Below are 25,451 nucleotides of genomic sequence, written 5' to 3'. Positions count from 1 at the left end.
TCGACCTCTAAACTTTACTATCATAACAAAATCTTTAATTTTTCTACATAAAATTCATACATTCTACACAAAACTTTACATTCCTGTAATATGCAAAATGTTCACAAAATATAAGCTAGAAACTGGAAATAGTAATAAAAGAGCTTTTAAATAGGGGATTATAATAGCCAGTATTATACAAAAAACTTTCAATCGTCAATGTAATTGTAAAGATAATGTAAAGAACGGCTTTCTATTTAGTGTGCCCTTTTTCTTAAGAATATCTTCATTTTTATCCTTTAACTTTTTTAAGAATTTTTTTCTACAATAGAAAGAGAATGAGAAAGGGGCGTTAATGACAATGATTCAAGTCGAGAACTTACAACATACATTTTTAATCGGAAAAAAGGGCAAGGAAAAACAAATTCCTGTATTGAAAGGAGTTAACTTTGAGGTTAAGCAAGGAGAGATTGTTGCAATTGTTGGCAAAAGTGGGTCTGGAAAATCAACCCTATTACAAGTTTTAGCAGGATTCATGAAATCTGAGCAAGGATCTATCAAGATTAATGGAAAGGAAACAGCTCATCTTACAGAAGCAGATAGTGCAGCTTTTCGTTTGAGCCAATTTGGCTTTATTTTTCAAAACTTTCAATTAATGCCCGGATTATCTGCGTTTGAAAATATTGAACTTCCTTTAAAGTTACAGGGTGCTAGGAAGGCTGTGCGAAAGGAAAAGGTTAAAAAAATAATGGACAATGTTGGCTTATCAGAGGTATCAGACCATTATCCAAATGAATTGTCTGGTGGGCAGCAACAGCGTGTAAGTATTGCTAGAGCTTTGATCACTAATCCACCTATACTGTTGGCAGATGAACCTACAGGAAGTCTTGATTCGGAAACTGAGCAAGATATTTTGTTGCTTATCCAAAGCTTAAATCGGGAGCTTGGTTTAACATTTGTCATCATTACTCATGACGAAGAAGTAGCAACAATAGCGCATAGACGTTTCCGTATGTACGACGGTGAGCTTGTTAAGGAGGAGGCATAACATGTTATTTAAAGATCAGATAGATTTTGTTACACAACATATTAAGAAAAATAAATTACGTGTCTTTATGACGGTGCTAGCAGCAACAATGGGCTGTGCATTTTTAATTGTCCTTGCATCTGTAGGGTTTGGTCTACAGGATTCATTACGCAATAATATATTATCAAATGAAAAGGTAACAAAAATTCAAGTATTCGATAATGAGCCGTTTACGGATGAGCAAATACAGGAAATAAAAGGAGTTGAGCATGTAGAATCTGTACTAGAAACGATTACAGTGAATGCATCTGCACACTCATTTTTTGAGGGGCGAGATACAAGCTCTACCCTCTATGTTGCGAATATGCAGGATTTTGAGCAAGTAAATGGCAAGCTTTCACAAGGGAAGTATCCATCAAAGCCAAATGAAATTATAGTTGGCTATCATTTTGCTCAAACCTTATTAAATGATGCTGAGCGTAAAATTATTGAAGAAAAAAATAAAGAAGCCGAGGTAGAAGGCACATATTATGATGGTAAAGAAGAAGGGTATAAGGACTCTTTAATTGGCAAAGAAATCGAATTGTCACTAGCACCTAACATTAGTGCAGCTAAAGAGACAGAGAAAATGAACTATACAATTGTGGGTGTGATGAAGGAGCCCTCCTATGATTGGATGATTAATAACGCTGTCTATATGGATATAGAACAAAAGCCAGTATTAGCATCTAATTTGGCTACAGCGGTAGATGTTAAAGAGGATGAAATGTTTTATTCAGAATTTAATATTTTTGCTGATACATTAGAAAATGTGAAGCCTATATTAGATAGTCTTAAAGATAAAGGCTATAGCGTGTATTCTATTACTGAGCAATTAGATCAAATGAATGTATTTTTCCTTGTCCTAAAAATTGGTCTTATATTTGTTGGAACAATTGCCGTATTAATTGCATCAATTGGTATTTTCAATACAATGACAATGGCAGTAACAGAGCGTACTCGTGAAATTGGTGTGCTAAAGGCCATTGGTGCTAGTCCTAAGCTTATCCAACGATTATTTTTAATGGAAAGTATGTTCATTGGTATCGTTGGTACTGTTATTGCAGTAGCAATATCATATGCTATAAGCTTCGTAGCTAATGCCGTATTACCGTTAATTTTAAAGGCTGCAACCGGTGAAGATGGTTTTAGTAATAACGATATTACATTTTCCTTAATTCCTTGGCAACTTGTTGTTATTGCAGCAGCTATCAGTATTGGAGTAGCTATGATTTCAGGCTATCGTCCAGCACGTAAAGCCACTAAAATCGATGTTATCCAAGCGTTACGACAAGAACTATAATAGAGAAGGCGATCCAAATATTGGACCGCCTTTTTTTCTGTTTAACTAAACTATACAAAATTATAAGTATGTTTCTAATTCTTTCGCTAAGAATGGCTGGGCATTTAGTAAGGCTAAAAAATTATCGTAACGAGCACGCTGCTCAGAGCTCGTTTTTTTACCTGTGTGATAAGCACGGATAAGAATGTTTTTTGGTGTATTTTCTATGTCGATAAACTCCAGTAATTGTGCCTCATAGCCAACAAGAGATAATATTTCGGCTCGAATAGCATCGGTAGCAAGTGCAGCAAATCGTTCGCGTAAAAGCCCATGCTGAAGCATAATGTCAAGTGCTGGTGTATTTAATTGGCGATTTAATTCATGCTGACAGCAAGGAACGCTTAAAATAACCCTTGCTCCCCATTTCACAGCACGTGCTAAAGCCATATCTGTGGCAACATCACAGGCGTGTAATGTCACAACCATATCTACATTTGACTCACTATTATAATCATTAATATCCCCTACTAAAAACTCAAGCTGCTCGTAACCTAAATCATTTGCGATTTTGGAACATTCTTCAATGACTTCTTTTTTCAAATCTAAGCCTGTAACACGAATATCTAAACCCTTTTCAACTTTCAAATAATGGTAAAGCGCAAAAGTTAAATAGGATTTTCCAGAGCCAAAATCTAAAATACGAACCTGGCGATCCTTTGGTAAATAAGCAAGGGCATCATCAATAAATTCAATAAAGCGATTAATTTGTTTAAATTTATCATATTTTTGTTTTTTAATTTTTCCTTCTTCTGATTGCACGCCAAGACGGATTAAAAATGGATATGGTTGATCCTCTCTAAGAAGATAGTTTTTTTGGCGATTATGCGCTAAATTAATTTGCTTGGGAGCGGCTGATTTATCTGATTTCCATAGTACTTTATTCTTTTTGGATAGTTGAATTTGTACTTTTTCGTCTATAAAATCCATATGCGCTTGACGGTATTCATTAAAAAATAATGCAAGTCTTACTGGAAAATCCTCTAGAGGGACATTTTCATGTTTTAAAATACGTTCAAATTGGTACTCAATTTGTATATGATAAACTTCCTTAAGCAAAATAGGCTTTAGCTTGATGCGCTTAACTTCATTTGATTTCATTCGTGGTTGACTAATGGTCGCTGTAACAAGTTGCTGCTGTAAAATTCTCTCTGTCAGTTGAGTTTTCATTTCTTCAAATATCATACTTTTTCGCCTTCTTTATTCAGTAATAGATGGCACTAGTTTAACACAATTTATATAGAGCGATGATACTTTAAGTGTTATACAAAATGCATAAAAGTAATTTTATGGGAATATTTACTTTAAGTAGAATAGATGAAAAAGCCACAAGGAGGAGAAAATATGTCAGGTAACATGTATCAATTACTGGCGATTGTTATTTATATGGTAGTAATGCTAGGAATCGGCTGGTATGCATTCGTTAAAACGTCCAATTTAACAGATTATATGCTTGGTGGTCGATCACTTGGTCCTGCTGTAACAGCCCTTAGTGCAGGAGCAGCGGATATGTCAGGCTGGCTCTTAATGGGCTTGCCAGGAGCCATTTATTTATCTGGTTTGGTGGAGGCTTGGATTGCTATTGGGTTAACCGTAGGAGCCTATTTGAATTGGTTGATTGTTGCTCCACGACTGCGTGTCTATACACAAGTAACAAATGACTCCATCACCATTCCAAGTTATTTGGATAATCGTTTACGTGACCAAACAAAGCTGATAAGAATTGCATCTGGTATAATTATTTTAATATTTTTTACATTTTATGTATCATCGGGAATGGTAGCAGGGGGTAAGTTTTTTGATAGTTCATTTGGCTTTGACTATCATACAGGTTTATTAATTGTGTCTGCAGTTGTTGTAGCTTATACACTATTCGGGGGTTTTTTAGCGGTTAGTTATACCGATTTTTTACAAGGACTCATTATGTTTTTGGCACTCGTAACTGTACCATTATTTGGTCTATTTTTAACGGGGGGTCTAGGGGATACGATAGCATCTATTAAAGCGGTAAATCCTGAGCATTTAAATTTATTGCCAGCAACTGCAACAGCAGCAGGAGTTATTTCTTCGCTCGCATGGGGGTTAGGTTATTTTGGACAGCCACATATTATTGTTCGTTTTATGGCCATTAGCTCAGTGAAAGAGACGAAGCAGGCTCGACGTATTGGTATTGGCTGGATGATGCTTAGTCTATTTGGTGCGATTGGGACTGCGCTGGTTGGTGTAGCCTATTTCGACCAAAATGCTAGTGAGTTAAAAGATGCTGAAACCGTATTTATTGTGCTTGGTCAAATTCTATTTCATCCCTTTATTGCGGGGATTATGCTAGCCGCCATATTAGCTGCGGTAATGAGTACAATTTCATCGCAATTAATTGTTACTTCTTCAGCACTTGTAGAAGATATTTATAAGGCATTATTTAATAAAACAGCAGAGGATAAGCATTATGTATTTGTTGGGCGTATTGCTGTTTTAGTTGTAGCCATTGTAGCCGCCATTTTAGCTTGGAATCCAGAAAGTTCTATATTGGACTTGGTTGGTTTCGCATGGGCTGGCTTTGGTGCTGCTTTTGGTCCCATTATATTGCTTTCATTATACTGGAGAAAGCTAACAAATTTCGGGGCGTTAAGTGGAATGGTAGCAGGAGCTGCAACAGCCTTTATTTGGGGTAAGATTAAAGTTTTAAGTGGTGCACTGTATGAAATTGTACCAGGCTTCGTTGTTTGTTTAATTGTTGCTGTTATTGTCAGTATGTTGACATATAGACCAAACAAAGAAATAGAAGAGGAATTTGAACGTACCGAAGAATTACTAAAACAAGAGAAATAAACAAAATGCGCCTTTTACAGGGGCGCTTTTTGCTATGAAAAAAACGGCATGATTTAGGGCATTATATGGTAAGATGAAGAAAATTTATCGTAAGAAGCACCAGGTATTGGTGGGAGGATTGTGGATGAATAGAATCAAGGATGTCGATATATTGTTAGAAAAGGCCATATTAGTTGGCGTCAATTTACGAAATGATGAGCATTTTGATTATTCAGTGGAGGAGCTAAAAAATTTAGCAGAAGCTTTAAATGTTGAGGTAGTAGGGGTTATTACTCAAAATTTAGAGCGTATTACGCCATCTCATTATGTAGGCACAGGCAAAATTCAAGAAATAAAAAGCTTTTATGATGAAGCAAATGCTAATTTAATCATTTTCAATGATGAATTGTCTCCTTCACAAATTCGTAATTTAGAGCGTGATTTGGAGACTAAGGTCATTGATCGGACAATGTTAATTTTAGATATTTTTGGACGCCGAGCTAAAACACGAGAATCACAGTTACAAGTAGAGTTAGCGCAGTTGCAATATATGCTGCCTCGATTAGTTGGCTTACATGCCTCTTTGAGTCGCCAAGGGGGTGGCACAGGCGGTGGCTTTAAAAACCGTGGAGCTGGTGAAACGAAATTAGAGCTAGACCGTCGAAAAATTGAGGATCAAATTGCTAAAATTAAGAAAGAACTAGAGCAAGTAAAGGAACAACGAGAGACGCAGCGTAAACAACGACGCAAAAATGCTGTCCCTGTCGTTTCTATTGTTGGCTATACAAATGCTGGTAAATCCACTATTATGAATCAACTACTCGCTAAAATCGGGCAGGAGGATCATAAACAAGTATTTGAAAAGGATATGTTATTTGCTACGCTTGAAACATCTGTCCGTCAAATAGAACTACCTGATAGAAAGAATTTTTTATTAACAGATACTGTTGGGTTTGTTAGTAAATTGCCACATCATTTAGTAAAGGCGTTCCGTTCTACGTTGGAGGAAGCGCGTGATGCAGATTTATTGCTACATGTGGTAGATGTATCAAATGCAGAGCATGGTTTTATGATGGAGGTAACGAATGAAACACTTAAAGCTGTGGGTGTTGAAGGAATACCAACGATTTATGTTTACAATAAAGCTGATTTGGCAAACGTTCCATACCCAGTTGTAAGTGGAGATAATATTTGGATCTCTGCAAAGCAGGGAGTTGGATTAGAGGAATTACTACATTTGATACGACAACATATTTTCGCTAACTATGTGACGTGTAAAATGCTCATACCTTATGAACAAGGGAATATTGTGTCCTATTTAAATGAACATGCTTCTGTCTATGACACAGAATATGAAGAAAATGGAACACTGCTTACCCTTGAAGTCAAGGAAGCTGATTATACGAAATATGAGGGATACGTAATTTAATCGCCATACTGATGTAAAAGCATGCTGGATGTATTTCTAGCATGCTTTTTTTCATGGCTACGTTCGAAATGTTTTGTGGATAATCCTAGTATATATGTTAAAACTATGAATAGTCTGACTATAAAGTATTTTAGAATAATTTAATAGCTATTTATAGTTTTATTGTAATGAAAGAGTAAGAAAACTTAGATATATCAAAGGATTTAATATTATTATATAAAAATAAGTCTGAAATTATAGAAAAATGATAAATTTTCAACATTTTTTAAAACTCTTGATAAAGTTTTTAAAACGCTTTAGTATGATGAAACAAAGTTTTTTATTCATGATAATGGGTAATAATATTTTTGTTGAATAATGAAATCGGGAGAGGATATTGTTATGTCTACTAAAGATGAAATTGTAAAATCCGTCCCTCAAAATGGCTTTGTTGGACACCCTAAAGGGCTCTTTACATTATTTTTTACAGAATTTTGGGAACGATTCTCCTACTATGGTATGCGAGCAATTCTCATTTTCTTTATGTATTATGAATTGAACCAAGGTGGACTTGGTTTAGATCGTGGAACAGCAAACTCTATAATGGCTATTTATGGTTCACTCGTATATATGTCGGGGATCATTGGGGGCTGGATTGCCGATCGACTGTTAGGTACACGTAAAACAATCTTTTATGGTGGCGTGTTAATTATGGTTGGTCATTTACTGCTAGCATTACCAGGTGGTATAGCCATGTTATTTACTTCAATGGCCTTTATTGTTATGGGGACAGGCCTATTAAAGCCAAACGTTTCAAGTATTGTTGGCGATATTTATGCAGAAACGGATAGCCGTCGTGACGCAGGGTTCTCAATTTTCTATATGGGTATTAACATGGGGGCATTCATTGCACCATTTATTGTCGGAACAATTGGACAAAAATATAATTTCCACCTTGGCTTCGGTTTTGCTGGGTTAGGTATGCTAATTGGTTTAATTGTTTATAAATTAACAGAGAAAAAATATTTGGGGTTAGCAGGCTTACAAGTCAATAATCCGTTAAAGCCAGAAGAACGTAAAAAAGTCTTTACACAATTCGGTATGGCAGCATTAATTATTATCATTTTAGGTGCAATCGGCATTAAAACGGGTGTACTGACAATGAATGTATTCAGTTTAATCATTACAGCTTTAGGAATTATCATTCCAACGCTGTTCTTTTTCTTCATGTATCGTAGTAAAAAAACAACACAGGATGAGAAATCTCGTCTGCTTGCCTATATTCCATTGTTTTTATCTGCAGTTATGTTTTGGGCAATTCAGGAACAAGGTGCTACTATTTTAGCAACATACGCAGATTCGCGTACACAGTTGAATATTGGTGGCTTTCACATTCAATCTTCATGGTTCCAATCATTAAACCCATTATTCGTTATTACGATGGCTCCGTTATTTGCAATGCTATGGTTAAAATGGGGAGATAAACAACCAACTACTCCTCGAAAATTTGCCTATTCTTTATTCTTTGCAGGGCTATCCTTCCTAGTAATGATGATTCCGGCATATTTATCAGGTGGAGAAGCATTAGTAAGTCCATGGTGGTTAGTCTTATCTTTCTTTTTAGTCGTTGTCGGAGAGCTTTTGTTATCACCAGTAGGGTTGTCAGCTACGACAAAATTAGCACCAAAGGCATTCGCTGCACAAACAATGTCTCTATGGTTTTTAACTAGTGCCGCAGCGCAAGCGATTAATGCACAACTTGTTAGGGTATATGAAGTTGTAAGCGAATTCACGTATTTCGGCTTCTTAGGTTCTTTATCAATTGTTATCGGGATTATTTTATTAGTACTTTCGCCAATCATTTCAAAAGCTATGCGAGGTATTAACTAAATTAAAGGATGTAAGTACAGTTTAATCGATGGCTGTACTTACATCTTTTTTTATTGATTTTAAAACTGGATGGATAGAATGAATGAAATGATTAAAAGAGAGGCAGAAGTGAAGGATAGAAGTATCAAAGTGGAGGATAAAACACATAAAGTGACTGATAGGAAAGAGCTGTCGCTATCGTTTTATTTGCTAAATGTGGGTATAAGCTTCTATGAAAAGATTTTTTTTTAGTTATAATAATCTTACTAGTATGAAAATTAAAGGGGGCTGGTTGCTGTGAAGGAAGCATTGGATCGTTTGAGGCCAAGATTAATGGGAATTTTCACATATTTACATGCAAACCCAGAAGTAAGCTGGCATGAGGTTGAAACCACCAATTATATTTTTGATTTATTAACAAATGAAGGATTTTCACCTATACGCTTTAAAAACAGTACAGGACTTTATGTTGACGTAGGAAAAGGCAGTCCCAAGGTTGGCTTGCGAACAGACATAGATGCGTTATGGCAGGAGGTAGATGGTGTTTTTCGAGCAAATCACTCCTGTGGGCACGATGGACATATGACGATGGCTATTGGTGCTCTGTTGCTGTTAAAAGAGCAGGCTCAGTCGTTAAAGGGTACCATTCGTGTAATATTCCAGCCCGCTGAAGAAAAAGGAACAGGTGCTTTATCTGTTCTAAAGGAGGGAGTTATTGATGATTTAGACTTTTTATTCGGTGTCCATGTAAGACCAGTGCATGAACTTGAAGATGGTACATATTGTGCTGCATTGTATCATGGTGCCTCACGATTAATGGAGGGAGAAATTATTGGTGAAGATGCACATGCAGCAAGACCACATCTTGGTGTAAATGCTATTGAGGTAGGAGCAACAATTATTGAAGATTTAAGAACCATTCATACCGATCCAATGGTTCCAGTGTCCATCAAAATGACTAAATTCCACGCGGGAGGTGAATCTGGCAATATTATTCCGGGGAATGCATCCTTTACGATTGATATTCGCGCGCAGAAAAATGATGTCATGGATGCACTTGCTCAAGGTGTAAAACGGGTGATTGACTCCTCTAAAATCTTGCATAAAGTACAAATTGAATTAAGAACAGTTGCAAATATAGTCGCAGCTGAGGTAGACCCTGCTGCTCAATACATCATGGAACAGGCGATCGTCCAAGCGACCGGATTGTCGAATTTAAGAAAGCCAGTTCATACCCCAGGTGGCGAGGATTTTCATCACTATGCAGTGCAACGCCCCCATTTAAAAACAAGTATGCTCGGTTTAGGCTGTGGATTAACCCCAGGGTTGCATCATCCAAAGATGAGATTTAAACAGGCAAGACTTGTAACGGGAGTTGAAATTCTGACAAGAGCGGTATTGTTAGCTTTGGAGTCGGGGAATACAAAGGAGGCATCGGCATAATGTTAGAAAGAGTGCGAATTCAAAAAATAATGACACCTACTGAGATTGCAGAAGTGCAGAGTTTAAATGCAGAGATTTGGGGAACTCAGGCTATCCCCTCACATCAATTATTGGCAGCAGTCCAAAATGGTGGACTAGTACTTGGAGCTTATTTAGAGGAAAAGCTTATTGGCTTTAACTATTGTTTTGTAGGCTATCGTGAAGGGATAATGTATTTGCACTCACACATGATTGGAGTGGAGAAATCATATCGTGAACAAGGCGTAGGAGAATTATTAAAGCACGCACAACAGGAATATGCAAGGGATCATGGGTTTCAGCTTGTGCAATGGCTATTTGAACCATTGGAAGCGCGTATGGCTAATTTGTCATTTTTGAAATTGAATGCTTTTAGTTATCAGTATGAAAATGATTATTATGGTCAGCTCCAAGATGATTTTAACGAGGGGCTGCCTTCAGATCGAATTGTTGTAGAATGGTGGATTGAGCGTGACCGAGTAGAGGATAGTTTGGATGAGCTGGAAGAGGGAGCTGAAGAAGTTGTAGCGTGGTCATTGACAGTGGATGGCTTACCAGTACTAGATATCGATGGTACATTCCAGCAAGAGCAATCCTTTTATAAAGATGCTTATTTATTACCTATCCCTCAATTTTTACAAAAGATGAAAGTGGAAAGCCCTAAGCTTGCAGAGGACTGGCGTTATAAAGTTCGTACAATCTTAACAACATTATTTGAACAAGATTATGCCATTGTAAGAATGAAAAAGCACAAGGAATATGTGCATAGCTATCTGTTAGTAAGACGCTCCTTATTAGCTTTATAATAAGGTTAAGGAGTGAATATGCGTGAAACTAAAGGAAATTATTGTTAGACATATAAAAATGCCAATGAAAGCGCCTTTTGCAACGAGCTTTGGTACCATTCACGACAAAGAATTGCTACTAATAGAAGCTAAAGATCAATCAGGCACGATAGGATGGGGAGAAGCAGTTGCCTTTGTAGCACCTTGGTATACAGAGGAAACATTAAAAACAACATGGCATATGCTGGAGGACTTTTTGATACCTATCTTGTTACATAAAGAGATTGGGCATCCAGATGAGGTTAGTACTTTATTTTCCTCGATTCGCCGTAACTGCATGGCAAAGGCCTCAATTGAAGGTGCTGTATGGGATATATACGCGCAACAAACAAATCAATCATTGGCTAGAGCCTTAGGCGGTAAAAAGGAGCGAATAGAGGTAGGAGTTAGTGTGGGAATTCAGCCTTCAAAGGAAGTTTTACTCACTGTTATACAGAATCATCTTAAGAAGGGTTATAAACGAGTGAAAGTGAAAATTAAGCCGGGCCATGATGTGGAGGTGGTACGTGCTATTCGTTCTGAGATGCCTGATCTCCCGTTGATGGTAGACGCTAATTCAGCCTATTCATTAAATGATTTAGATGTATTGCAGCAGCTTGATGCATATAATTTATTAATGATAGAGCAGCCATTAGCTGTAGATGATATTGTGGATCATGCTAAGCTGCAAGGGAAAATAACAACACCTATTTGCTTAGACGAAAGTATCACCTGCTATGAGGATGCCCGCAAGGCAATAGAGCTTGGTAGCTGTGGTGTTATAAATATCAAGATAGGACGAGTTGGCGGATTAACCGAAGCCAAGCGAATCCATGATCTATGTAAAGAGAATAATATTCCAGTTTGGTGTGGTGGCATGCTAGAGGCAGGAATCGGACGAGCACATAATATAGCATTAACATCACTTAGCAATTTTATATTGCCTGGAGATACTGCGGGTTCTAGTCATTATTGGTATGAGGACATTATTTTTCCTGAAGTGATTGTGGAAAACGGCTATATAAGTGTGCCGCAGGCTATAGGAATAGGGTATTCTCCTAATATGAAAGTAATTGAGAAGTTGACACTTTGCAAGAAAGTTTACCAATAATTAGAGTAGGGGGTTGGCCGATTTTCCCTCTAAATTCCATATTTTTTTGTGATATGCATCTCTTAGTGATTTAACATCATAAACGAGGAGAGGACTGTTTGAAGAAAAGCTTGCAAATCGGTGGTGCCTATGTAGGGATTATCGTCGGTGCAGGATTTGCATCAGGACAGGAGATCGTACTATATTTTACGAGCTATGGCTATAAAGGAATTTACGGTGCATTTCTTGCTACTTTTGGGTTTGCCTTAGTTGGTATGTGCATTGCTCAAATTAGCTCAAGATATCGTACAACATCACATAAGGATTTGATTTATCAAATATCAGGGCAATCTATGGGATTTGTGATGGATTATTTACTGTCACTCTTCCTATTTGGTGTGGCGGTTATTATGTTTGCTGGAGCGGGTGCCACATTACAGCAAATGTTTGGGCTACCTGTTTGGCTAGGAAGTATTTGCATGATTGTTCTTACGATCGCAACAGTCATGATGAATGTCAAAAGCATCATCAACATTATTGCGATAGCTACCCCTTATTTGCTAATTATTGTATCCATAATAGCAGTCTATTCATTAGCCACAATGGATTTAACCTTCGTTGAGCAGTCTGTGATTGCACAGCAGGCACGAGTAAGCTCAAAAAGCTGGTGGATGACGGCATTACTTTATATGTCTTTTAATATAGGTGTTTGTTTTTCCCTATTAACAGTAATGTGTGGTGCTATTCGAAATGAGAAGGTTGCAGGTATGGGGGGCATTATAGGTGGGATTTTGCTTGGAGCTTTAATATTGCTAATTAATCTTTCCCTTCTTGCTAAAATGAATGTCATAGTAGGATTAGACATACCGATGCTAGCATTGGCAAATGAAATTCATCCATTCGCTGGTCTTCTAATGTCCTTTTCTTTATTAGGAATGATTTATAATACTGCCGTAGGAATGTTTTATTCCTTTATGGTTCGTTTTTTTAAACCTAGCAAACCCAGTTTTAAGGTTGCGAGCGTCATTATTGGCATCTTAGGTTTTTTTGCAAGCCTCGCCGGATTTACGACGCTTGTGGCAAAGCTATATGCTGTTATGGGATATGTAGGTTTTATGTTAGTCATTTTTATTATTTTTGCATGGCTAAAAAGAAATCAACGTATTGCTTAATTAAAAAGGTGATTGAGGAAAGATAAAATATTATATTCTCAATTACCTTTTTCCTTTGTATAAGAAATTTGAAGAATAAGTGAATATTTTCAATTTACGTAATAGTAGAAAGTGTTGCTATTTTGTTATTTCTGCTCGTTTTTAAAGGATTCTAGTAAAAACGAGAACAATTCTCATTTATAGGTTGACTGAGAATGAAAACACACTTATAATTGGAATCGTGAGTAATGATAATCATTTTCACTAGAGAATGGATTACGAGCTAAAATGAATCTACCGGGGATTACAATGAAAATAAGATATCTTTTAACAGCAACTGTAGTGTTGTCGATTGTGTCACTGTTTATCGGAGTAGTGAATATTAAACCGAGTGATCTATTAGACTTCCAATCAGAAGAAACTAGACTATTTTTAATTAGTCGTGTACCTAGGCTTGTAGCAATTTTACTGGCTGGTGCAGGTATGAGTATTGCTGGTTTAATTATGCAAAGCTTAAGTAGGAATAAGTTTGTGTCACCCACAACTGCAGGTACTTTAGATGCTACAAAGTTGGGTGTGCTGATTTCGATGATGTTTTTTACAAATGTCACGTACTTTCAAAAAATTTCCTTCGCTTTCATATTTGCTCTAGCCGGCACACTATTATTTATGCAAATATTAAATCGGATTAAATTTAAAGATGCAATCTTTATACCGCTTATTGGCTTGATGTTTGGGAATATTCTTTCGTCTATTACGACATTCTTTGCGTATAAGGCAGATATTATCCAAAACATTTCTGCATGGTTACAAGGAGATTTCTCATTAATGATGAAAGGTCGTTATGAACTTTTATACATAAGTGTACCCGTGCTGATTTTTGCTTACATTTATGCAAACCGTTTCACAGTCGCTGGTATGGGTGAGGATTTTGCTAAAAATCTTGGTCTTTCCTACAAGTTTGTTGTGAATTTTGGTTTAGTGTTAGTAGCCCTTATTTCAACAACAGTGGTGCTTACTGTTGGTGTGATTCCTTTCCTTGGGTTAATCATTCCAAATATCATTTCGCTGTTCAAGGGGGATAATCTTGCAAAAACATTGCCTCATACTGCTTTGCTAGGGATGTCGTTCTTACTATTATGCGACATTTTAGGGCGTGTGCTGATTTACCCTTATGAAATTCCAATTAGTATGACAGTTGGTGTCATCGGAAGTGCGATCTTCCTAATTATGTTGTTTAGGGGGAAAGCATATGCGTAACCATACAAAGATGTTGATTTTAATTGGTCTTGCAGTAGCTTCTATCTTACTGTATGTATTTCATGAACTAAATGGAAACTATCATTATGCGTTCCCTCGCCGCCTCATTAAAGTCGTAGCGATGTCGTTAACAGGAATAGCTATTGCATATTCTACTGTGGTTTTTCAAACAATTACACATAATCGTATTTTAACGCCAAGTGTAATGGGACTCGATGCGTTATATATGATGGTTCAAACATTTATCTATTATTTCTTTGGTTCAATGTCGATATTTGTGATTAGCGCTCAATACAATTTTTTACTTGCTGTTTCAGCAATGGTTGTCTTTGCATTACTTTTCTATCGTGTATTGTTCAAAGAGGGAAAGCGTCCAATTTACTTTTTACTGCTTGTCGGTATGATAGTAGGAACTTTTTTAGGAAGTGTGACAACGTTCTTCCAAGTTTTAATTGATCCGAATGAATTTTTAAGCTTACAAAGTAAAATGTTTGCAAGCTTCAATAATGTGAATTCGGATTTAGTGTGGCTTGCAGCTATTGCAATTATCGTTGCCTTTATCTATGGGTGGCGACATATGAGCCAATTAGACGTAATGTCTCTTGGTCGTGATACAGCTATCAACTTAGGAGTGCCATACGATAAGCTTGTACAACGCATGCTTATACTGTCCTCAGTATTAATTGCAGTATCTACTGCTCTTGTTGGACCCATTACATTCTTTGGTTTAATCGTAGCGAATTTATCTTATCAATTTTTCAAAACGTACAAGCACTCTGTGTTAATAGCAGGTTCTTGTGTGATGAGTATTGTTGCTTTGGTCGGTGGTCAGTGGATGGTTGAACGAATTTTCAACTTTGATACAACACTTAGCGTTATTATTAACTTTGTAGGTGGCGTGTACTTCATCTACTTATTATTGAAGGAAAGTAGGTCAGCAGGATGATCCAAGTAAAGGAACTCTCCAAGTTTTTTGGTAAAAAACCGGTCATTCAAGATGTCAGTGTGGACGTTGCCCCAGGGAAAATTACGTCATTTATTGGACCAAATGGTGCAGGTAAATCAACATTACTTTCAATGGTAAGCCGTTTACTAAATGCAGATACTGGAGAAGTATTACTCGATAAATCAGATGTACGTCGTTGGAAATCAGATGACTTTGCAAAGCGTGTTTCTATTTTGAAGCAATCAAACTATATGAATGTACGTCTAACTATTCGTGAGCTTGTGTCATTTGGCCGTTTCCCTTATTCAAAAGGAAATTTAAAGCCAGAAGATGAGCTGAAGGTAGATGAAGCTATTCAATATATGAATTTAGAAGATATGCAGCACAATTATTTGGATGAATTATCAGGTGGTCAACGTCAGCGTGCTTTTATTGCTATGGTTATAGCTCAGGATACAGACTATATCCTGCTTGATGAACCACTTAACAATTTAGATATGAAGCACTCTGTGCAAATCATGAAAATTTTACGAAAGCTAGTTGATGAGCTAGGTAAAACGGTTGTTATTGTATTGCATGATATTAACTTTGCATCCGTATATTCCGATCATATCGTAGCCTTAAAAAATGGGCGTGTTGTAAAAGACGGACCAACAAATGACATCATTAACTCGGATGCATTGAAGGAAATCTATGATATGGATATCCCTGTTCAAGAACAGAATGGCTGTCGTATTTGTGTGTATTTTAACTCTTAGTAGTAATAGATGGTTCAACCATCATCAAACTATAAATTTTAATTTTAAAGGAGCAATTTTACAATGAAAAATTGGAAATTACTTACTATATTAATGGCAATGATGCTATTAGTATTAGCTGCTTGTAGTTCTAAGGAAGAAGATAAAGAAGATGATAAAGGTACAACAACTGATAAACCAGCTGAAGAACAAAAAGAAGAAGCCTCAGCATATCCAATTACAATCCCAGGTAGTACAAGCGGAGAAAGCACATTTAAAGAAGTAACACTTAAGGAACAACCAAAAAACATTGTAGTATTTGATTACGGTTTCCTTGATACTTTAGATGCTTTAGGAGTAGAAGTTGCAGGTATTCCTCAACAATCTGTTCCTAGCTATTTAAGCAAATATACTGATACAACTTATGTAAATGTTGGTTCATTAAAAGAGCCTGATTTCGAAGCGATTTCTTCAATGGCTCCTGATATTATTTTCATTTCTGGTCGTCAAGCTTCAGCTTACGAGGAACTTTCTAAAATCGCGCCTACAGTATTTGTTGGTGTTGATAACGCTAATTTTGTAGAATCATTCAAAACGAATACTGAATTAGCTGGTAAAATCTTTGGTAAGGAAAAAGAAGCTGCTGATGCATTTGCTGCATATCAAGCTAAAGTAGAAGAATTAAAAGCGAAAACTACTACATCAGAAGAGAAAGCTTTAATTGTTTTAGGCTCTGAAGGCTCATTATCTGCATATGGTCCTGGTTCACGCTTTGGTGTGATTCATGATGTATTTGGTGTAAAAGCTGCTGATGAAAACATTAAAGTTGATACTCATGGTGACAATGTAAGCTTTGAATATATTCGTGATACAAACCCAGATATTTTATTTGTAGTTGACCGTGACGCTGCAGTAAACCCAGAAGGTGAGTCAGGTACAAAAGCTGCAATTGAAAACGAAATCGTTAGTGCTACTAATGCAGCGAAAAATAGCAAAATCTTCTACCTTGATCCTCAAGTATGGTATTTATCAGGTGGTGGATTAACTTCTGAAACACAAAAAGTTGAAGATGTCTTAAAGGCGTTTAATTAATATGTTTGTACAAATTAAACGTATCGTAGTGACGGAAGGAAATTCGAATAAGGTTGTGGAACGTTTTGGTGCTAAGCCAGACGGGCCATCGCTTCTTGAGCAGCAACCTGGCTTTGTTGATAAGCAGGTACTTGTTAAAAAAGTGCGCCGTGGTGATGAGGAAGTGCTAATCATGGTTCGGTGGGAATCAGAGGAAGCATGGAAAAATTGGGAGAAGAGTCCCGAGCATATTGCAGGTCACAAGGCAAGCGCAGGCAAGCCGAAGCCTGAACACGTTATTGAAAGCGGACAAGAAGTTTACTATGTAAAAGGATAATAAAGTTAAGGTGTCTCAATTTGAGGCACCTTTTTTTGATGTAAAAGAGGAGAAGGAAGGCAATTAGAAACCTTCCAAAAGACTGATAAGTGAGCGAGGGATTTGCGGATTATTAATGGATCGTTCATTCTAGCATCAAAATTAAGTTAATGTTTAATTGATGTTCTATTCCATGTATTAAAGGCCTTAGTAATATTAAAAGAAATACCACTATCATTAATGGAAACACCCGCTAAATTGGCGGTAGGTTGATATTGTGTCCAATTCGTTTCCTTCATCGTCGATAAATTACCAGATGAGGAGATATCGATTGCCAAATCGGTATTACTATGATTAATGGAGGAGCCAATTAAATTCTCCTCCTTTCTAATAACTGAAGTATTAGAATCATTATTAGTCATAGATGAACCTCTTGCATTAATAATGGTGCAATGTGTAGTTGTATATAGGATTGGTGCATTTATATTTAGCCCAGAGGTAAATGGAACGACTAAAGGTGATACAGACCAGCCTTCTTCAAAAACTCTTATAATTCCGTAAGGTTCAATAAACATGTCTAACCTCTGTTGAAAAGTATCCTCAAATCCAGGTATCTCACTAATAAAATTCGATAATGTAGTGTTATTTTTATATTCTGCCAAGGTTTCCAAATAAGCTTGTTGCTCGGCTTTAATCATAATCTGCTCAATGCTTTGTTGTTCATGTGAAGGTTTTTTGATGATAATTTCTTCTTCTGAGACAGAAATTGCACAAGAAAATGTACCCGTAAGGATTAAAACATTTTCATTTACTCCATTTTTCATTTCAATCACTCCCAGTTTCGGAGAATCCTTAATAGATTTAAATTCTTCCTTTATTTAAAATTACATACCTTATGCCCAAATGCTTAATCGTAGCTTTATTTAAGCGTAACATCAGTAAGGACGCCATTTCAATGGTGAGTTTACGCCAAAAAATGGCGGTCGGTTATATAACACCGCCACTTTTTTTACTAATTCTTAACAAAAAAATGGCGTGATGTCTATGAATACCGCCAATTTTTGGCGGTAATTACGTTTAAATAAAATATGGTAAATATTCCTAAAAAAATAAAAGTGAGTAGTATTATTTCCCATTAAAATGTATAATATTTATTAATATATTTAAAGGGGGAAGGGACTATTGAAGGGTCTTGATGAACATATTAATGAATCATTGGACATTATTTTGGAAAACGAGACTATGTTGGGCTATGATTTAAAATCGATGCTAAAAAGCTTTAAAGAGGAAAAAAGAACGGTAGGCTATTCATTTGGGAGACTCTGTATTTTACATTACGAGGCATTTACAGAGCGTTTAGATAAGGATATTTATAAAGTCGCCGCGGCTATTGAGCTTCTTATTTTGTCATTTGATATTATAGATGATTTGCAAGATAAGGATTCAGACTATAGCTGGAGTAAAACACCTGAGTTATCATTAAATGTTGCATTGGCTATGCTAGTGATGGCTTCTAAAATAATACGTGAAACCTCATTTGAACACAAAAATAAGGCTATTCAAATTCTTGAGGAGTACGCATTAGGCAGCATTAACGGACAGCAGCTTGATTTACTCAATAACTGTAGAGATGAGCAGTCCTATATACAAATGATTGAACAAAAATCAGGTTCATTAACAGCTCTAAGTTGCCTAATTGGGGAAGTGCTTGCAAAAGGTGAAATCTCTTCTCAGGTGAAGGAATATAGTAAATACATAGGCATTATTCAACAAATTAAAAATGATATTCAGGGTTTAAAAACTTGGGGCCCGAAAAATGATTTGCTAAATAAAAGATACTCATTGCCTATTATTTATCTTTTATCACAAAAAAATGATGTTTCAAAATCTGTAAAAAACTATTATAATGATGATATAGTTGCAGTTTTGGATAATAATGCTACAGAAAACGAGTTGACAAATGGTGGTGCAATACGTTATGCCATTACCATTAAAAATGTCTATAAGTTTAAAGCATTGGGCTATCTTGAAAATGTAGCTATAAAAGAAGTAGGTAAAGATTACCTAAAAAAACTAATGAAATGAGGAGAGATTATTATGATGAACGTAATTCAGTATCTAGAACAAAACCCAGCCCTAGTTACACTATTAAAGGAACAAAAAGCCTCATTGATTGGAATTTCAGATGTGGAACAAAAAGCCATTATAGATGCATTTAATAATGAAATTGATTTAGAGGGCGGAATTTGGAACTAAAATTATTATCAGGTAGGATTTTTTGGCGCGCTATAAGTCTCTATTTAGCAATTGGTCTTTTTTTGCTATATGTGAATTATAGCGGGCCTTTTTTGAATATAGGGCTTAAGGAAGAGGATGGACAATGGGTAATCACTGATTTCTATTACAAAGAATGGGCAATGGATCAAAATATATCTACAGGTGATATTGTAGTAAATGTTAATGATACACCGATTGAAGATTTGGAAAATGTTAAATATTTATCTACAATATTATCTGCGCATGATTTAACGATCATTAAACAGAATGGGGAGAAAGTAAATGTAAGGATACATCATTTTGATATCCCTCAGCAATTTTACTATCTATTGGTGATGCCTGCTTGTTATTATTTTATAACTTTAATTATCACTACTTACCTTTATTTTAAACAAAAAAATACAAAACTTATAAATCTACTTATTCTTTTTATGCTCACAGTTTCTATAGCATACGTTAGTAGTGGAGCTTCGGGAAGATTGAATTCTGCTGGGATTATCATTAACCGTGGAAGCATGTTGTTATGCCTAGTGTTATTACTACACTTTTTAAGGAATTATTATACATTTTTAAAAACGAACTGGTTGCTTTCTAACAATATTAAATTATTCTATTTACTACCCGTGATAGCCATGATTTTGGGCTGTATTGGCATTATATATCCATCTTCTCATAATTTACTTTCTAATGTTGTATTAGCTATTTTCTTCATTTTCCTAATTATCATACTTAGTATATTATTGCTAAGCTATTTCAAATATAAATCGCCTCAGTTGAAGATGTTGCTGAATAGTATTATGATTCCTTTTCTGCCATTCCTATTTCTATATGCATTCCCTAACATCTTATTTCATCGATACATTCTTTCAGCTGAAATTAGTGCTCTATTTTTATTATTAATTCCTTTTAGTTTTATTTTTACACAGCTAGCTGAACGATTATTTGATATTGAATATCATATTACAAGACTCCGTTATTATGTGATTTTTTCATTATTGTTTACTGTGTGGTTTACAGTTGGCTTATATTGGATTGCAGGTAAATACTTAACGATGGCTGTCGTATCAGGTGTTTCATTCTTTACCTTTGTATCTTTAGTTGTACTTTTTTACATAAAAGAAAAGGTTGATTATCGAAAACGAAAAATCCTATTTTCAACAAAAGGTGATTACATACATCAGCTATATACTGCGGTAGATCGAATTGGTAAAACTATTAAAATAGATGAACTATTAAAGAAATTTGCGCAAGAGGTTTCGCTGCATCTTGAGCTAGAGGATGTATTTGTACTAACCTATGACTATGGTATCCATCAATTTACTTCAACGGCTGAGGGAAAAAGGCTTTCGTTTAATCCTATAGTTATAGAGGATTTAAAATTGGGAGAGATCCGAAAAATTGACAAAGTCTACATAGCCTTTCTCCATCAAGATGCTCATTGTAAAAGAGCCTTAGTGTTGGGGCATAATAATTCGATTCATTTAAAAGAAGAAGAGCTTTTATGGCTAGAATTGCTCCTGCTTTATGTTAATAATTTTATTGAAAATACAAAGATGGTGGAAGAACTGTTAGAGGAATTAAAGCATATGAAGCAAGCAGACGATAGTCATTTACCTTGGTTAAACAAACTACTTTGGCTACGCTTTGAAGAAGAAAAATATCAATTGGCACAGGAATTACATGATACCAATTTGCAAGAGCAGCTGCATATTGCTCGAGAGGTTGATGCTCTTGTCAATGCAAAGAACACGGCAGAAATTCAAGAAAAACTTGCAAATATTCATAAGCAGATGGTTGCTTCCTTACATGATTTAAGAACCTATTGTGAAAATTTGAAGCCTCCATTACTTGATACGTTAGGATTAAATGCAGCTTTAGAGAAGCTGATTCGAAAAGTAACAGAGAGAGCTAATTTTATGTTACTTTATACGATAGATCGCCTTTACCTAGAGGATGAACGTATGAACTTAATGATCTATCGACTCTTTCAGGAATTGCTCAATAATGCTTTAAAACATTCCTACGCTAGAACGGTTGAAATACATCTTCAAGAGACTGATGATGGATTTGAAATTTTTTACAAAGATGATGGTGTTGGCTGCAATGTTGATGATATTATTATTGCAGAATCAATGGGGATTCGTGGTATGCAGGAGCGTGTAAAAGCCTTTAACGGGCAATTTTATATTGATTCGCAAATTAATGAAGGGATGTCGATTAGAATTACAGTAAAAGAAGGAAGTGACACACTTGATTACGATGCTCATAGTGGATGATCACCCTATTGTGTTAGAGGGAACAAAAAATCTATTTCAAGAAAACGAAGACATTATCGTTGATACAGAATGCGATGCAACAAATGTTATCCAGAGAATTAGAAATAACCCCTATGATATTTATTTGATAGATATAAATATGCCATTAGAAAATGGTATAAATTTAGCCCGTAACATTAAAGCTATTCAGTCAAAAGCTTCAATTATTCTTTATACAGGTGATGATATTACGGATTATTATCCGCTTATCTTAGAAAGAAAAATAGAAGGAATTTTGGCGAAAACAGCTTCCAAGGAACAAATATTACGGACTGTACGCGCTATTGCTAATGGAGAAATTGTTTTACCTCAAAATTTCTTAGACTTTCTCGATAATAGATTTAAATTGCAAGACGCTAAGCTTGATATTCATTTAAATGAAAAAGAAAAGAAAATTTTAAGATTAATTGCCGAGGGACATACGAATAAGGCGATAGCAATTGAGCTAAATATTCCTCAGCGAACAACAGAAAGATATTTAACACAGTTGTTTTCTTTGCTAAATGTTGACTCACGTACGGAGGCTGTAAATCTTGCTGAAAGAATGAATTTACTCTAGTGCAACTATGTGTTATAATAAAATGGAACTGGTATATATTTCAATAAAAAGGGAGACATTAGGTAGTTTTAAAATCCCATATATTAACTTAGGTAAAATTTCCTTATTAACAATACTAAATGCCTATATATTTCTTTTGACACCGCCAAAAAATGGCGGTGTTTTTTATATATACGCCAAATCACGCCAAAATTTTGATTAAAGACCGCCATAAAATTGGCGTAAACCTAACATTGAAATGGCGGTATAAGTACTGGTACGCTTAAGTTAATCGTGGTTAAGTAAATTTTGCTGCAGTAAGTAATGATAGACGAAAAATTTAGTAAAAAAGGTACCTTGCTATCTATGAATAAAGTAGAAATTGTAGATTTTTTAAAGTTACTAGCTAGTCAACGTACTTCACCATAAAACTTTATATAAAGGTAGGCGTGTATTTTGAAAGTAGAACTTGAAAATTTATTTTCTTATAGATGAATCTAATCAAGATCAAGTCATTAAAGTTTATAATCGCTATGGAATATTTATCGGTGCGCCTGAAATTAGAAAAAGAAATTTAAAGGCATCATTTAATCCAATTTTTACATTAAATGAAGAAGTAACATATGAACAAGTAGCAGCATTATATAAATCTTTGGAGCGCGAATTAGGGATTGTTTCTATTGGAGAACGTTTTTACTTTGATTTTTCAGATAGTGAATATGAGCAAGCACCATTGTTTACGTTAAATTCAACAGGCAATTCACCTGATATGTTTGTAGATGATAAAGGAACTCTATTTTCCATAAGTACTTATTGTCAACATTGTGGGCTAATGGAAAAAGAGCAACTTTCACCTATTGTTATTGATACAACAGAAATGAAAGATCGCCATCTTGTACACGTGAGCGGTTATTGGATAGCTTCACAGGAATTAGTAGCATTAATGGAGCAGGAGGACATTCAAGGTTATGAGCTTCTTGAGGTAATTCATCAGGGGACAGAGGAAGGTAAGCAAAAGGCATTTCAAATTATACCCACACAAGTATTGCCCCAATGTAGTAATGAAAGAGTGAAATTATATTTTGCAACGGAGCAACCGCCATGTCGATGTGGATTAAGTGGTGTTATTAATGGCCCTGATATATACAAGAATGAAGACTTGAAAGGTCTGACAGGTGATGTATTCTACTCAGCAGAGTGGAGTCATGATGGCAGATATTTGTACCGAAAAACTTTGTTTAGTAGAAAGTTCAGAGAAATTATTATTAAAAACAATATTTCTCGTGAGGTAAGAGGCGAGAAGGATAAAAACTTTGGACCTAGAGATTGGTTATTTGACCCTGTACTTTTAAAATAAGCTTTCTGACAATGATATAAAGATGAGGAAGTGTTTATTTTGTTTAGAAAAATAATACCTATCATTGCAATCTTGTTTATCGTTGCATTAGCCCTTTCTAATTATTTCAATACAACTAATAAAATAACATTTGTTATGGTTCAAGAAAATGAAAGCAATTGTTCATTGATTTAGACAAATGGATATTCACCCCTTGCTAATTAAAATATGATATGATGTGGAAAATAAAATGGCAGGGTGAAGTATGGTATGAAAACTTTGGTATATCCATTAGCATTATTAACACTAATTATCTATTGTTGGCTACAGGCTAATTTTCAAAGTCAGTCGATTGAAAATTTTGATACAAAAATGGCAGAGCTTTTTTTCGAGAATCGTTTTATTGAATTTTTTCATTATATCGGCGAACCTGCATTTGTAGTTTTTGTAGCTCTTATTTTAATTGTTTATTTAGCTTGGCAGGCAAAAAATTATCGAGGTATTTTATTAGTTTTATTAACAATAGCGGGTGGTAATGTACTGAATCAAATTTTAAAAAAATGGGTACAACGACCACGTCCTGAAATCGAAGAACAACTTACTTCTTTCAGTTTTCCATCTGGACATTCTATGACGGGAATTTTATATTTATTCACAACAGCCTATATTTTATCGGAAAACAATAGTAAAGGACGTAAAATCTTGCTTTGGATTGGCGCAATCATTTTAACTGTTCTTATTGGTTTGTCTCGAGTCGCTGGTGCTCGTCATTTTGCTTCCGATGTGTTGGCTGGCTGGAGTATGGGGTATACTTGGTTCATCATTTGTATGTTTTGGTATGAACGTCGAAAGCGATATTTTCAAAGAAATCAATAATGACATGTATAAAGGGAGCTAGCATAATAAGCATAGCTCCCTTTGTTATATAGAAATTTAAGTAGCTTATGATAAGGGAATACCCTGCTCAACCTCTATAAGCTTTTTTACAACCTCTAAGCAGTCATAAAATGTTTCGAATGGTTTATGGGGAAGATCAAGTTCTTGACAGCGTGTTATAAGGTGATCTCTAGCAAGTACTAAATCTGCCTGTTTAGCAGCCTCAAAATCAGATAGGGAGTCTCCAATCACAATTTTAAAATAATCACTCTGAGTAACCTTGCGCATGACACTTGGCTTACAGCAGCCGCAACCCTGCGTGTTAAAATTAGAACATTCCTCATCACAACTGTTTGGAAAGACAAGCTTGATTTGCCGCCCCGTAAAATCAGCACGATTACAATAAATCCCCGAAAATGGCCCGTAGTTTTCTAACAGTGGCTCTATGAAAAAATCAACTCCGCTACTAACGATATAAAGTGGAATCTGCTTTTCCTGTGCAAAGCTCACAAAATCCCCAAAGCCGTCACGTATGATGGCCGTATCTAATAAATAGTCGATTATAGCTTCTTTTTGGTTAGTTGACAATAGCTCGAACATGGCTGAAACACCTTCTTTAAAGGATATGGTTTGTTCCATCATTGCTTTTGCGATGATCTCAGAATCCTCTGGTACGAATTGAGTCATGAGTGAGACGATATTATCAGTTTCTGTTATGGTGCCATCGAAATCACAGAAAATAATTGGTTTCAAGCTACTTCCTCCTTCAAGAAAAAACGTCTAC

The 25,451-nt window shown here is 35.6% G+C and carries 23 protein-coding genes; 20 read left to right on the top strand and 3 right to left on the bottom strand.

The window, feature by feature from the left end; translation table 11 throughout:
- Positions 1-340 precede the first annotated feature (340 nt).
- Both QNH24_RS23895 and QNH24_RS23890 read left to right on the top strand, forming a co-directional pair.
- Positions 341-1,027 (top strand): ABC transporter ATP-binding protein, encoded by a 687-nt coding sequence (locus QNH24_RS23895; protein ID WP_283872937.1) that lies wholly within the window; start codon positions 341-343, stop codon positions 1,025-1,027.
- Between the two features lies 1 nt (position 1,028).
- A complete protein-coding gene (locus tag QNH24_RS23890; RefSeq protein ID WP_283869853.1) occupies positions 1,029-2,348 on the top strand; it encodes an ABC transporter permease in 1,320 nt (439 codons plus the stop codon).
- 60 nt (positions 2,349-2,408) lie between these two features.
- On the opposite strand, the gene QNH24_RS23885 is transcribed toward QNH24_RS23890, so the two are convergent.
- A complete protein-coding gene (locus QNH24_RS23885; RefSeq protein ID WP_283869852.1) occupies positions 2,409-3,569 on the bottom strand; it encodes a class I SAM-dependent methyltransferase in 1,161 nt (386 codons plus the stop codon).
- Positions 3,570-3,728: 159 nt separating this feature from the next.
- On the opposite strand from QNH24_RS23885, the gene putP reads away from it, so the two are divergent.
- The 12 genes from putP to QNH24_RS23825 all read left to right on the top strand — a co-directional run bounded on the left by putP (position 3,729) and on the right by QNH24_RS23825 (position 17,346).
- Complete coding sequence (gene putP / locus QNH24_RS23880) at positions 3,729-5,213, top strand: sodium/proline symporter PutP (protein WP_283869851.1); 1,485 nt, start codon at positions 3,729-3,731, stop codon at positions 5,211-5,213.
- A gap of 124 nt (positions 5,214-5,337) precedes the next feature.
- Positions 5,338-6,621 (top strand): GTPase HflX, encoded by a 1,284-nt coding sequence (gene hflX / locus QNH24_RS23875; RefSeq protein ID WP_283869850.1) that lies wholly within the window; start codon positions 5,338-5,340, stop codon positions 6,619-6,621.
- Positions 6,622-7,002: 381 nt separating this feature from the next.
- A complete protein-coding gene (locus QNH24_RS23870) occupies positions 7,003-8,490 on the top strand; it encodes a peptide MFS transporter (RefSeq protein WP_283869849.1) in 1,488 nt (495 codons plus the stop codon).
- Between the two features lie 276 nt (positions 8,491-8,766).
- Positions 8,767-9,912, top strand: a complete 1,146-nt coding sequence (locus QNH24_RS23865; RefSeq protein ID WP_283869848.1) for a M20 peptidase aminoacylase family protein — start codon at positions 8,767-8,769, stop codon at positions 9,910-9,912.
- Positions 9,912-10,736, top strand: a complete 825-nt coding sequence (locus QNH24_RS23860; protein WP_283869847.1) for a GNAT family N-acetyltransferase — start codon at positions 9,912-9,914, stop codon at positions 10,734-10,736. The genes QNH24_RS23865 and QNH24_RS23860 overlap by 1 nt, the downstream gene beginning before the upstream one ends.
- Before the next feature lie 22 nt (positions 10,737-10,758).
- Positions 10,759-11,865: an o-succinylbenzoate synthase gene (menC, locus tag QNH24_RS23855; RefSeq protein WP_283869846.1), complete on the top strand. Its 1,107-nt coding sequence runs from the start codon at positions 10,759-10,761 to the stop codon at positions 11,863-11,865.
- Positions 11,866-11,963: 98 nt separating this feature from the next.
- The gene (locus QNH24_RS23850) at positions 11,964-13,016 is read left to right on the top strand and encodes a YkvI family membrane protein (protein WP_283869845.1); all 1,053 of its coding nucleotides are present in this window, start codon (positions 11,964-11,966) and stop codon (positions 13,014-13,016) included.
- A gap of 288 nt (positions 13,017-13,304) precedes the next feature.
- Positions 13,305-14,255: an ABC transporter permease gene (locus tag QNH24_RS23845; protein ID WP_283869844.1), complete on the top strand. Its 951-nt coding sequence runs from the start codon at positions 13,305-13,307 to the stop codon at positions 14,253-14,255.
- A complete protein-coding gene (locus QNH24_RS23840; RefSeq protein ID WP_283869843.1) occupies positions 14,248-15,201 on the top strand; it encodes an iron chelate uptake ABC transporter family permease subunit in 954 nt (317 codons plus the stop codon). The genes QNH24_RS23845 and QNH24_RS23840 overlap by 8 nt, the downstream gene beginning before the upstream one ends.
- Positions 15,198-15,959 carry an iron ABC transporter ATP-binding protein gene (locus QNH24_RS23835; protein WP_283869842.1) on the top strand — a complete coding sequence of 254 codons (762 nt, stop codon included), beginning with the start codon at positions 15,198-15,200 and terminating at the stop codon, positions 15,957-15,959. The genes QNH24_RS23840 and QNH24_RS23835 overlap by 4 nt, the downstream gene beginning before the upstream one ends.
- Before the next feature lie 63 nt (positions 15,960-16,022).
- Complete coding sequence (locus QNH24_RS23830; protein WP_283869841.1) at positions 16,023-17,030, top strand: siderophore ABC transporter substrate-binding protein; 1,008 nt, start codon at positions 16,023-16,025, stop codon at positions 17,028-17,030.
- A 1-nt stretch (position 17,031) separates the two neighbouring features.
- Positions 17,032-17,346 (top strand): antibiotic biosynthesis monooxygenase family protein, encoded by a 315-nt coding sequence (locus QNH24_RS23825; protein ID WP_283869840.1) that lies wholly within the window; start codon positions 17,032-17,034, stop codon positions 17,344-17,346.
- A 146-nt stretch (positions 17,347-17,492) separates the two neighbouring features.
- Here QNH24_RS23825 and QNH24_RS23820 read toward each other — a convergent pair whose 3' ends face one another.
- Positions 17,493-18,149, bottom strand: coding sequence for a hypothetical protein (locus QNH24_RS23820; RefSeq protein WP_283869839.1), 657 nt, complete (start codon positions 18,147-18,149; stop codon positions 17,493-17,495).
- Positions 18,150-18,507: 358 nt separating this feature from the next.
- Here QNH24_RS23820 and QNH24_RS23815 point away from each other — a divergent pair, with 358 nt between their 5' ends.
- The 6 genes from QNH24_RS23815 (at position 18,508) to QNH24_RS23790 (ending at position 24,667) form a co-directional block, all read left to right on the top strand.
- Positions 18,508-19,410 (top strand): polyprenyl synthetase family protein, encoded by a 903-nt coding sequence (locus QNH24_RS23815; protein ID WP_283869838.1) that lies wholly within the window; start codon positions 18,508-18,510, stop codon positions 19,408-19,410.
- A gap of 12 nt (positions 19,411-19,422) precedes the next feature.
- The gene (gene comX, locus QNH24_RS23810) at positions 19,423-19,581 is read left to right on the top strand and encodes a competence pheromone ComX (RefSeq protein ID WP_283869837.1); all 159 of its coding nucleotides are present in this window, start codon (positions 19,423-19,425) and stop codon (positions 19,579-19,581) included.
- Between the two features lie 17 nt (positions 19,582-19,598).
- On the top strand, positions 19,599-21,878 hold the full coding sequence (locus QNH24_RS23805) for a sensor histidine kinase (protein ID WP_283872935.1): 2,280 nt from the start codon (positions 19,599-19,601) through the stop codon (positions 21,876-21,878).
- Entirely contained in the window at positions 21,862-22,476 is a 615-nt protein-coding gene (locus tag QNH24_RS23800) for a response regulator (RefSeq protein WP_283872933.1), read from the top strand. Before QNH24_RS23805 ends, QNH24_RS23800 begins: the two co-directional genes overlap by 17 nt.
- A gap of 448 nt (positions 22,477-22,924) precedes the next feature.
- Entirely contained in the window at positions 22,925-23,812 is an 888-nt protein-coding gene (locus QNH24_RS23795) for a hypothetical protein (protein ID WP_283934517.1), read from the top strand.
- A 249-nt stretch (positions 23,813-24,061) separates the two neighbouring features.
- Entirely contained in the window at positions 24,062-24,667 is a 606-nt protein-coding gene (locus tag QNH24_RS23790; RefSeq protein ID WP_283869835.1) for a phosphatase PAP2 family protein, read from the top strand.
- Between the two features lie 66 nt (positions 24,668-24,733).
- Here the strand turns inward: QNH24_RS23790 and QNH24_RS23785 are convergent, their stop codons facing one another.
- Entirely contained in the window at positions 24,734-25,420 is a 687-nt protein-coding gene (locus QNH24_RS23785; RefSeq protein ID WP_283869834.1) for an MtnX-like HAD-IB family phosphatase, read from the bottom strand.
- Between the last annotated feature and the right edge of the window lie 31 nt (positions 25,421-25,451).

The sequence above is a fragment of the Lysinibacillus pakistanensis genome (assembly GCF_030123245.1).
In the GTDB taxonomy this organism is placed as follows: Bacteria; Bacillota; Bacilli; order Bacillales_A; family Planococcaceae; genus Lysinibacillus; species Lysinibacillus pakistanensis.
Note: the sequence above shows the minus strand (reverse complement) of the source record. Positions and strands in the feature narration are given on the sequence as shown.

What these genes read in the sequence shown, in the direction of transcription:
- QNH24_RS23840 (WP_283869843.1), top strand. Translation starts at nt 14,248, where the DNA reads ATGCGTAACCATACAAAGATGTTGATTTTAATTGGTCTTGCAGTAGCT.
- QNH24_RS23800 (WP_283872933.1), top strand. Translation starts at nt 21,862, where the DNA reads ATGCTCATAGTGGATGATCACCCTATTGTGTTAGAGGGAACAAAAAAT.
- QNH24_RS23830 (WP_283869841.1), top strand. Translation starts at nt 16,023, where the DNA reads ATGAAAAATTGGAAATTACTTACTATATTAATGGCAATGATGCTATTA.
- comX (WP_283869837.1), top strand. Translation starts at nt 19,423, where the DNA reads ATGATGAACGTAATTCAGTATCTAGAACAAAACCCAGCCCTAGTTACA.
- putP (WP_283869851.1), top strand. Translation starts at nt 3,729, where the DNA reads ATGTCAGGTAACATGTATCAATTACTGGCGATTGTTATTTATATGGTA.
- QNH24_RS23890 (WP_283869853.1), top strand. Translation starts at nt 1,029, where the DNA reads ATGTTATTTAAAGATCAGATAGATTTTGTTACACAACATATTAAGAAA.
- QNH24_RS23835 (WP_283869842.1), top strand. Translation starts at nt 15,198, where the DNA reads ATGATCCAAGTAAAGGAACTCTCCAAGTTTTTTGGTAAAAAACCGGTC.
- QNH24_RS23895 (WP_283872937.1), top strand. Translation starts at nt 341, where the DNA reads ATGATTCAAGTCGAGAACTTACAACATACATTTTTAATCGGAAAAAAG.
- QNH24_RS23885 (WP_283869852.1), bottom strand. Translation starts at nt 3,569, where the DNA reads ATGATATTTGAAGAAATGAAAACTCAACTGACAGAGAGAATTTTACAG.
- QNH24_RS23870 (WP_283869849.1), top strand. Translation starts at nt 7,003, where the DNA reads ATGTCTACTAAAGATGAAATTGTAAAATCCGTCCCTCAAAATGGCTTT.
- QNH24_RS23790 (WP_283869835.1), top strand. Translation starts at nt 24,062, where the DNA reads ATGAAAACTTTGGTATATCCATTAGCATTATTAACACTAATTATCTAT.
- QNH24_RS23820 (WP_283869839.1), bottom strand. Translation starts at nt 18,149, where the DNA reads ATGAAAAATGGAGTAAATGAAAATGTTTTAATCCTTACGGGTACATTT.
- QNH24_RS23845 (WP_283869844.1), top strand. Translation starts at nt 13,305, where the DNA reads ATGAAAATAAGATATCTTTTAACAGCAACTGTAGTGTTGTCGATTGTG.
- QNH24_RS23825 (WP_283869840.1), top strand. Translation starts at nt 17,032, where the DNA reads ATGTTTGTACAAATTAAACGTATCGTAGTGACGGAAGGAAATTCGAAT.
- hflX (WP_283869850.1), top strand. Translation starts at nt 5,338, where the DNA reads ATGAATAGAATCAAGGATGTCGATATATTGTTAGAAAAGGCCATATTA.
- QNH24_RS23860 (WP_283869847.1), top strand. Translation starts at nt 9,912, where the DNA reads ATGTTAGAAAGAGTGCGAATTCAAAAAATAATGACACCTACTGAGATT.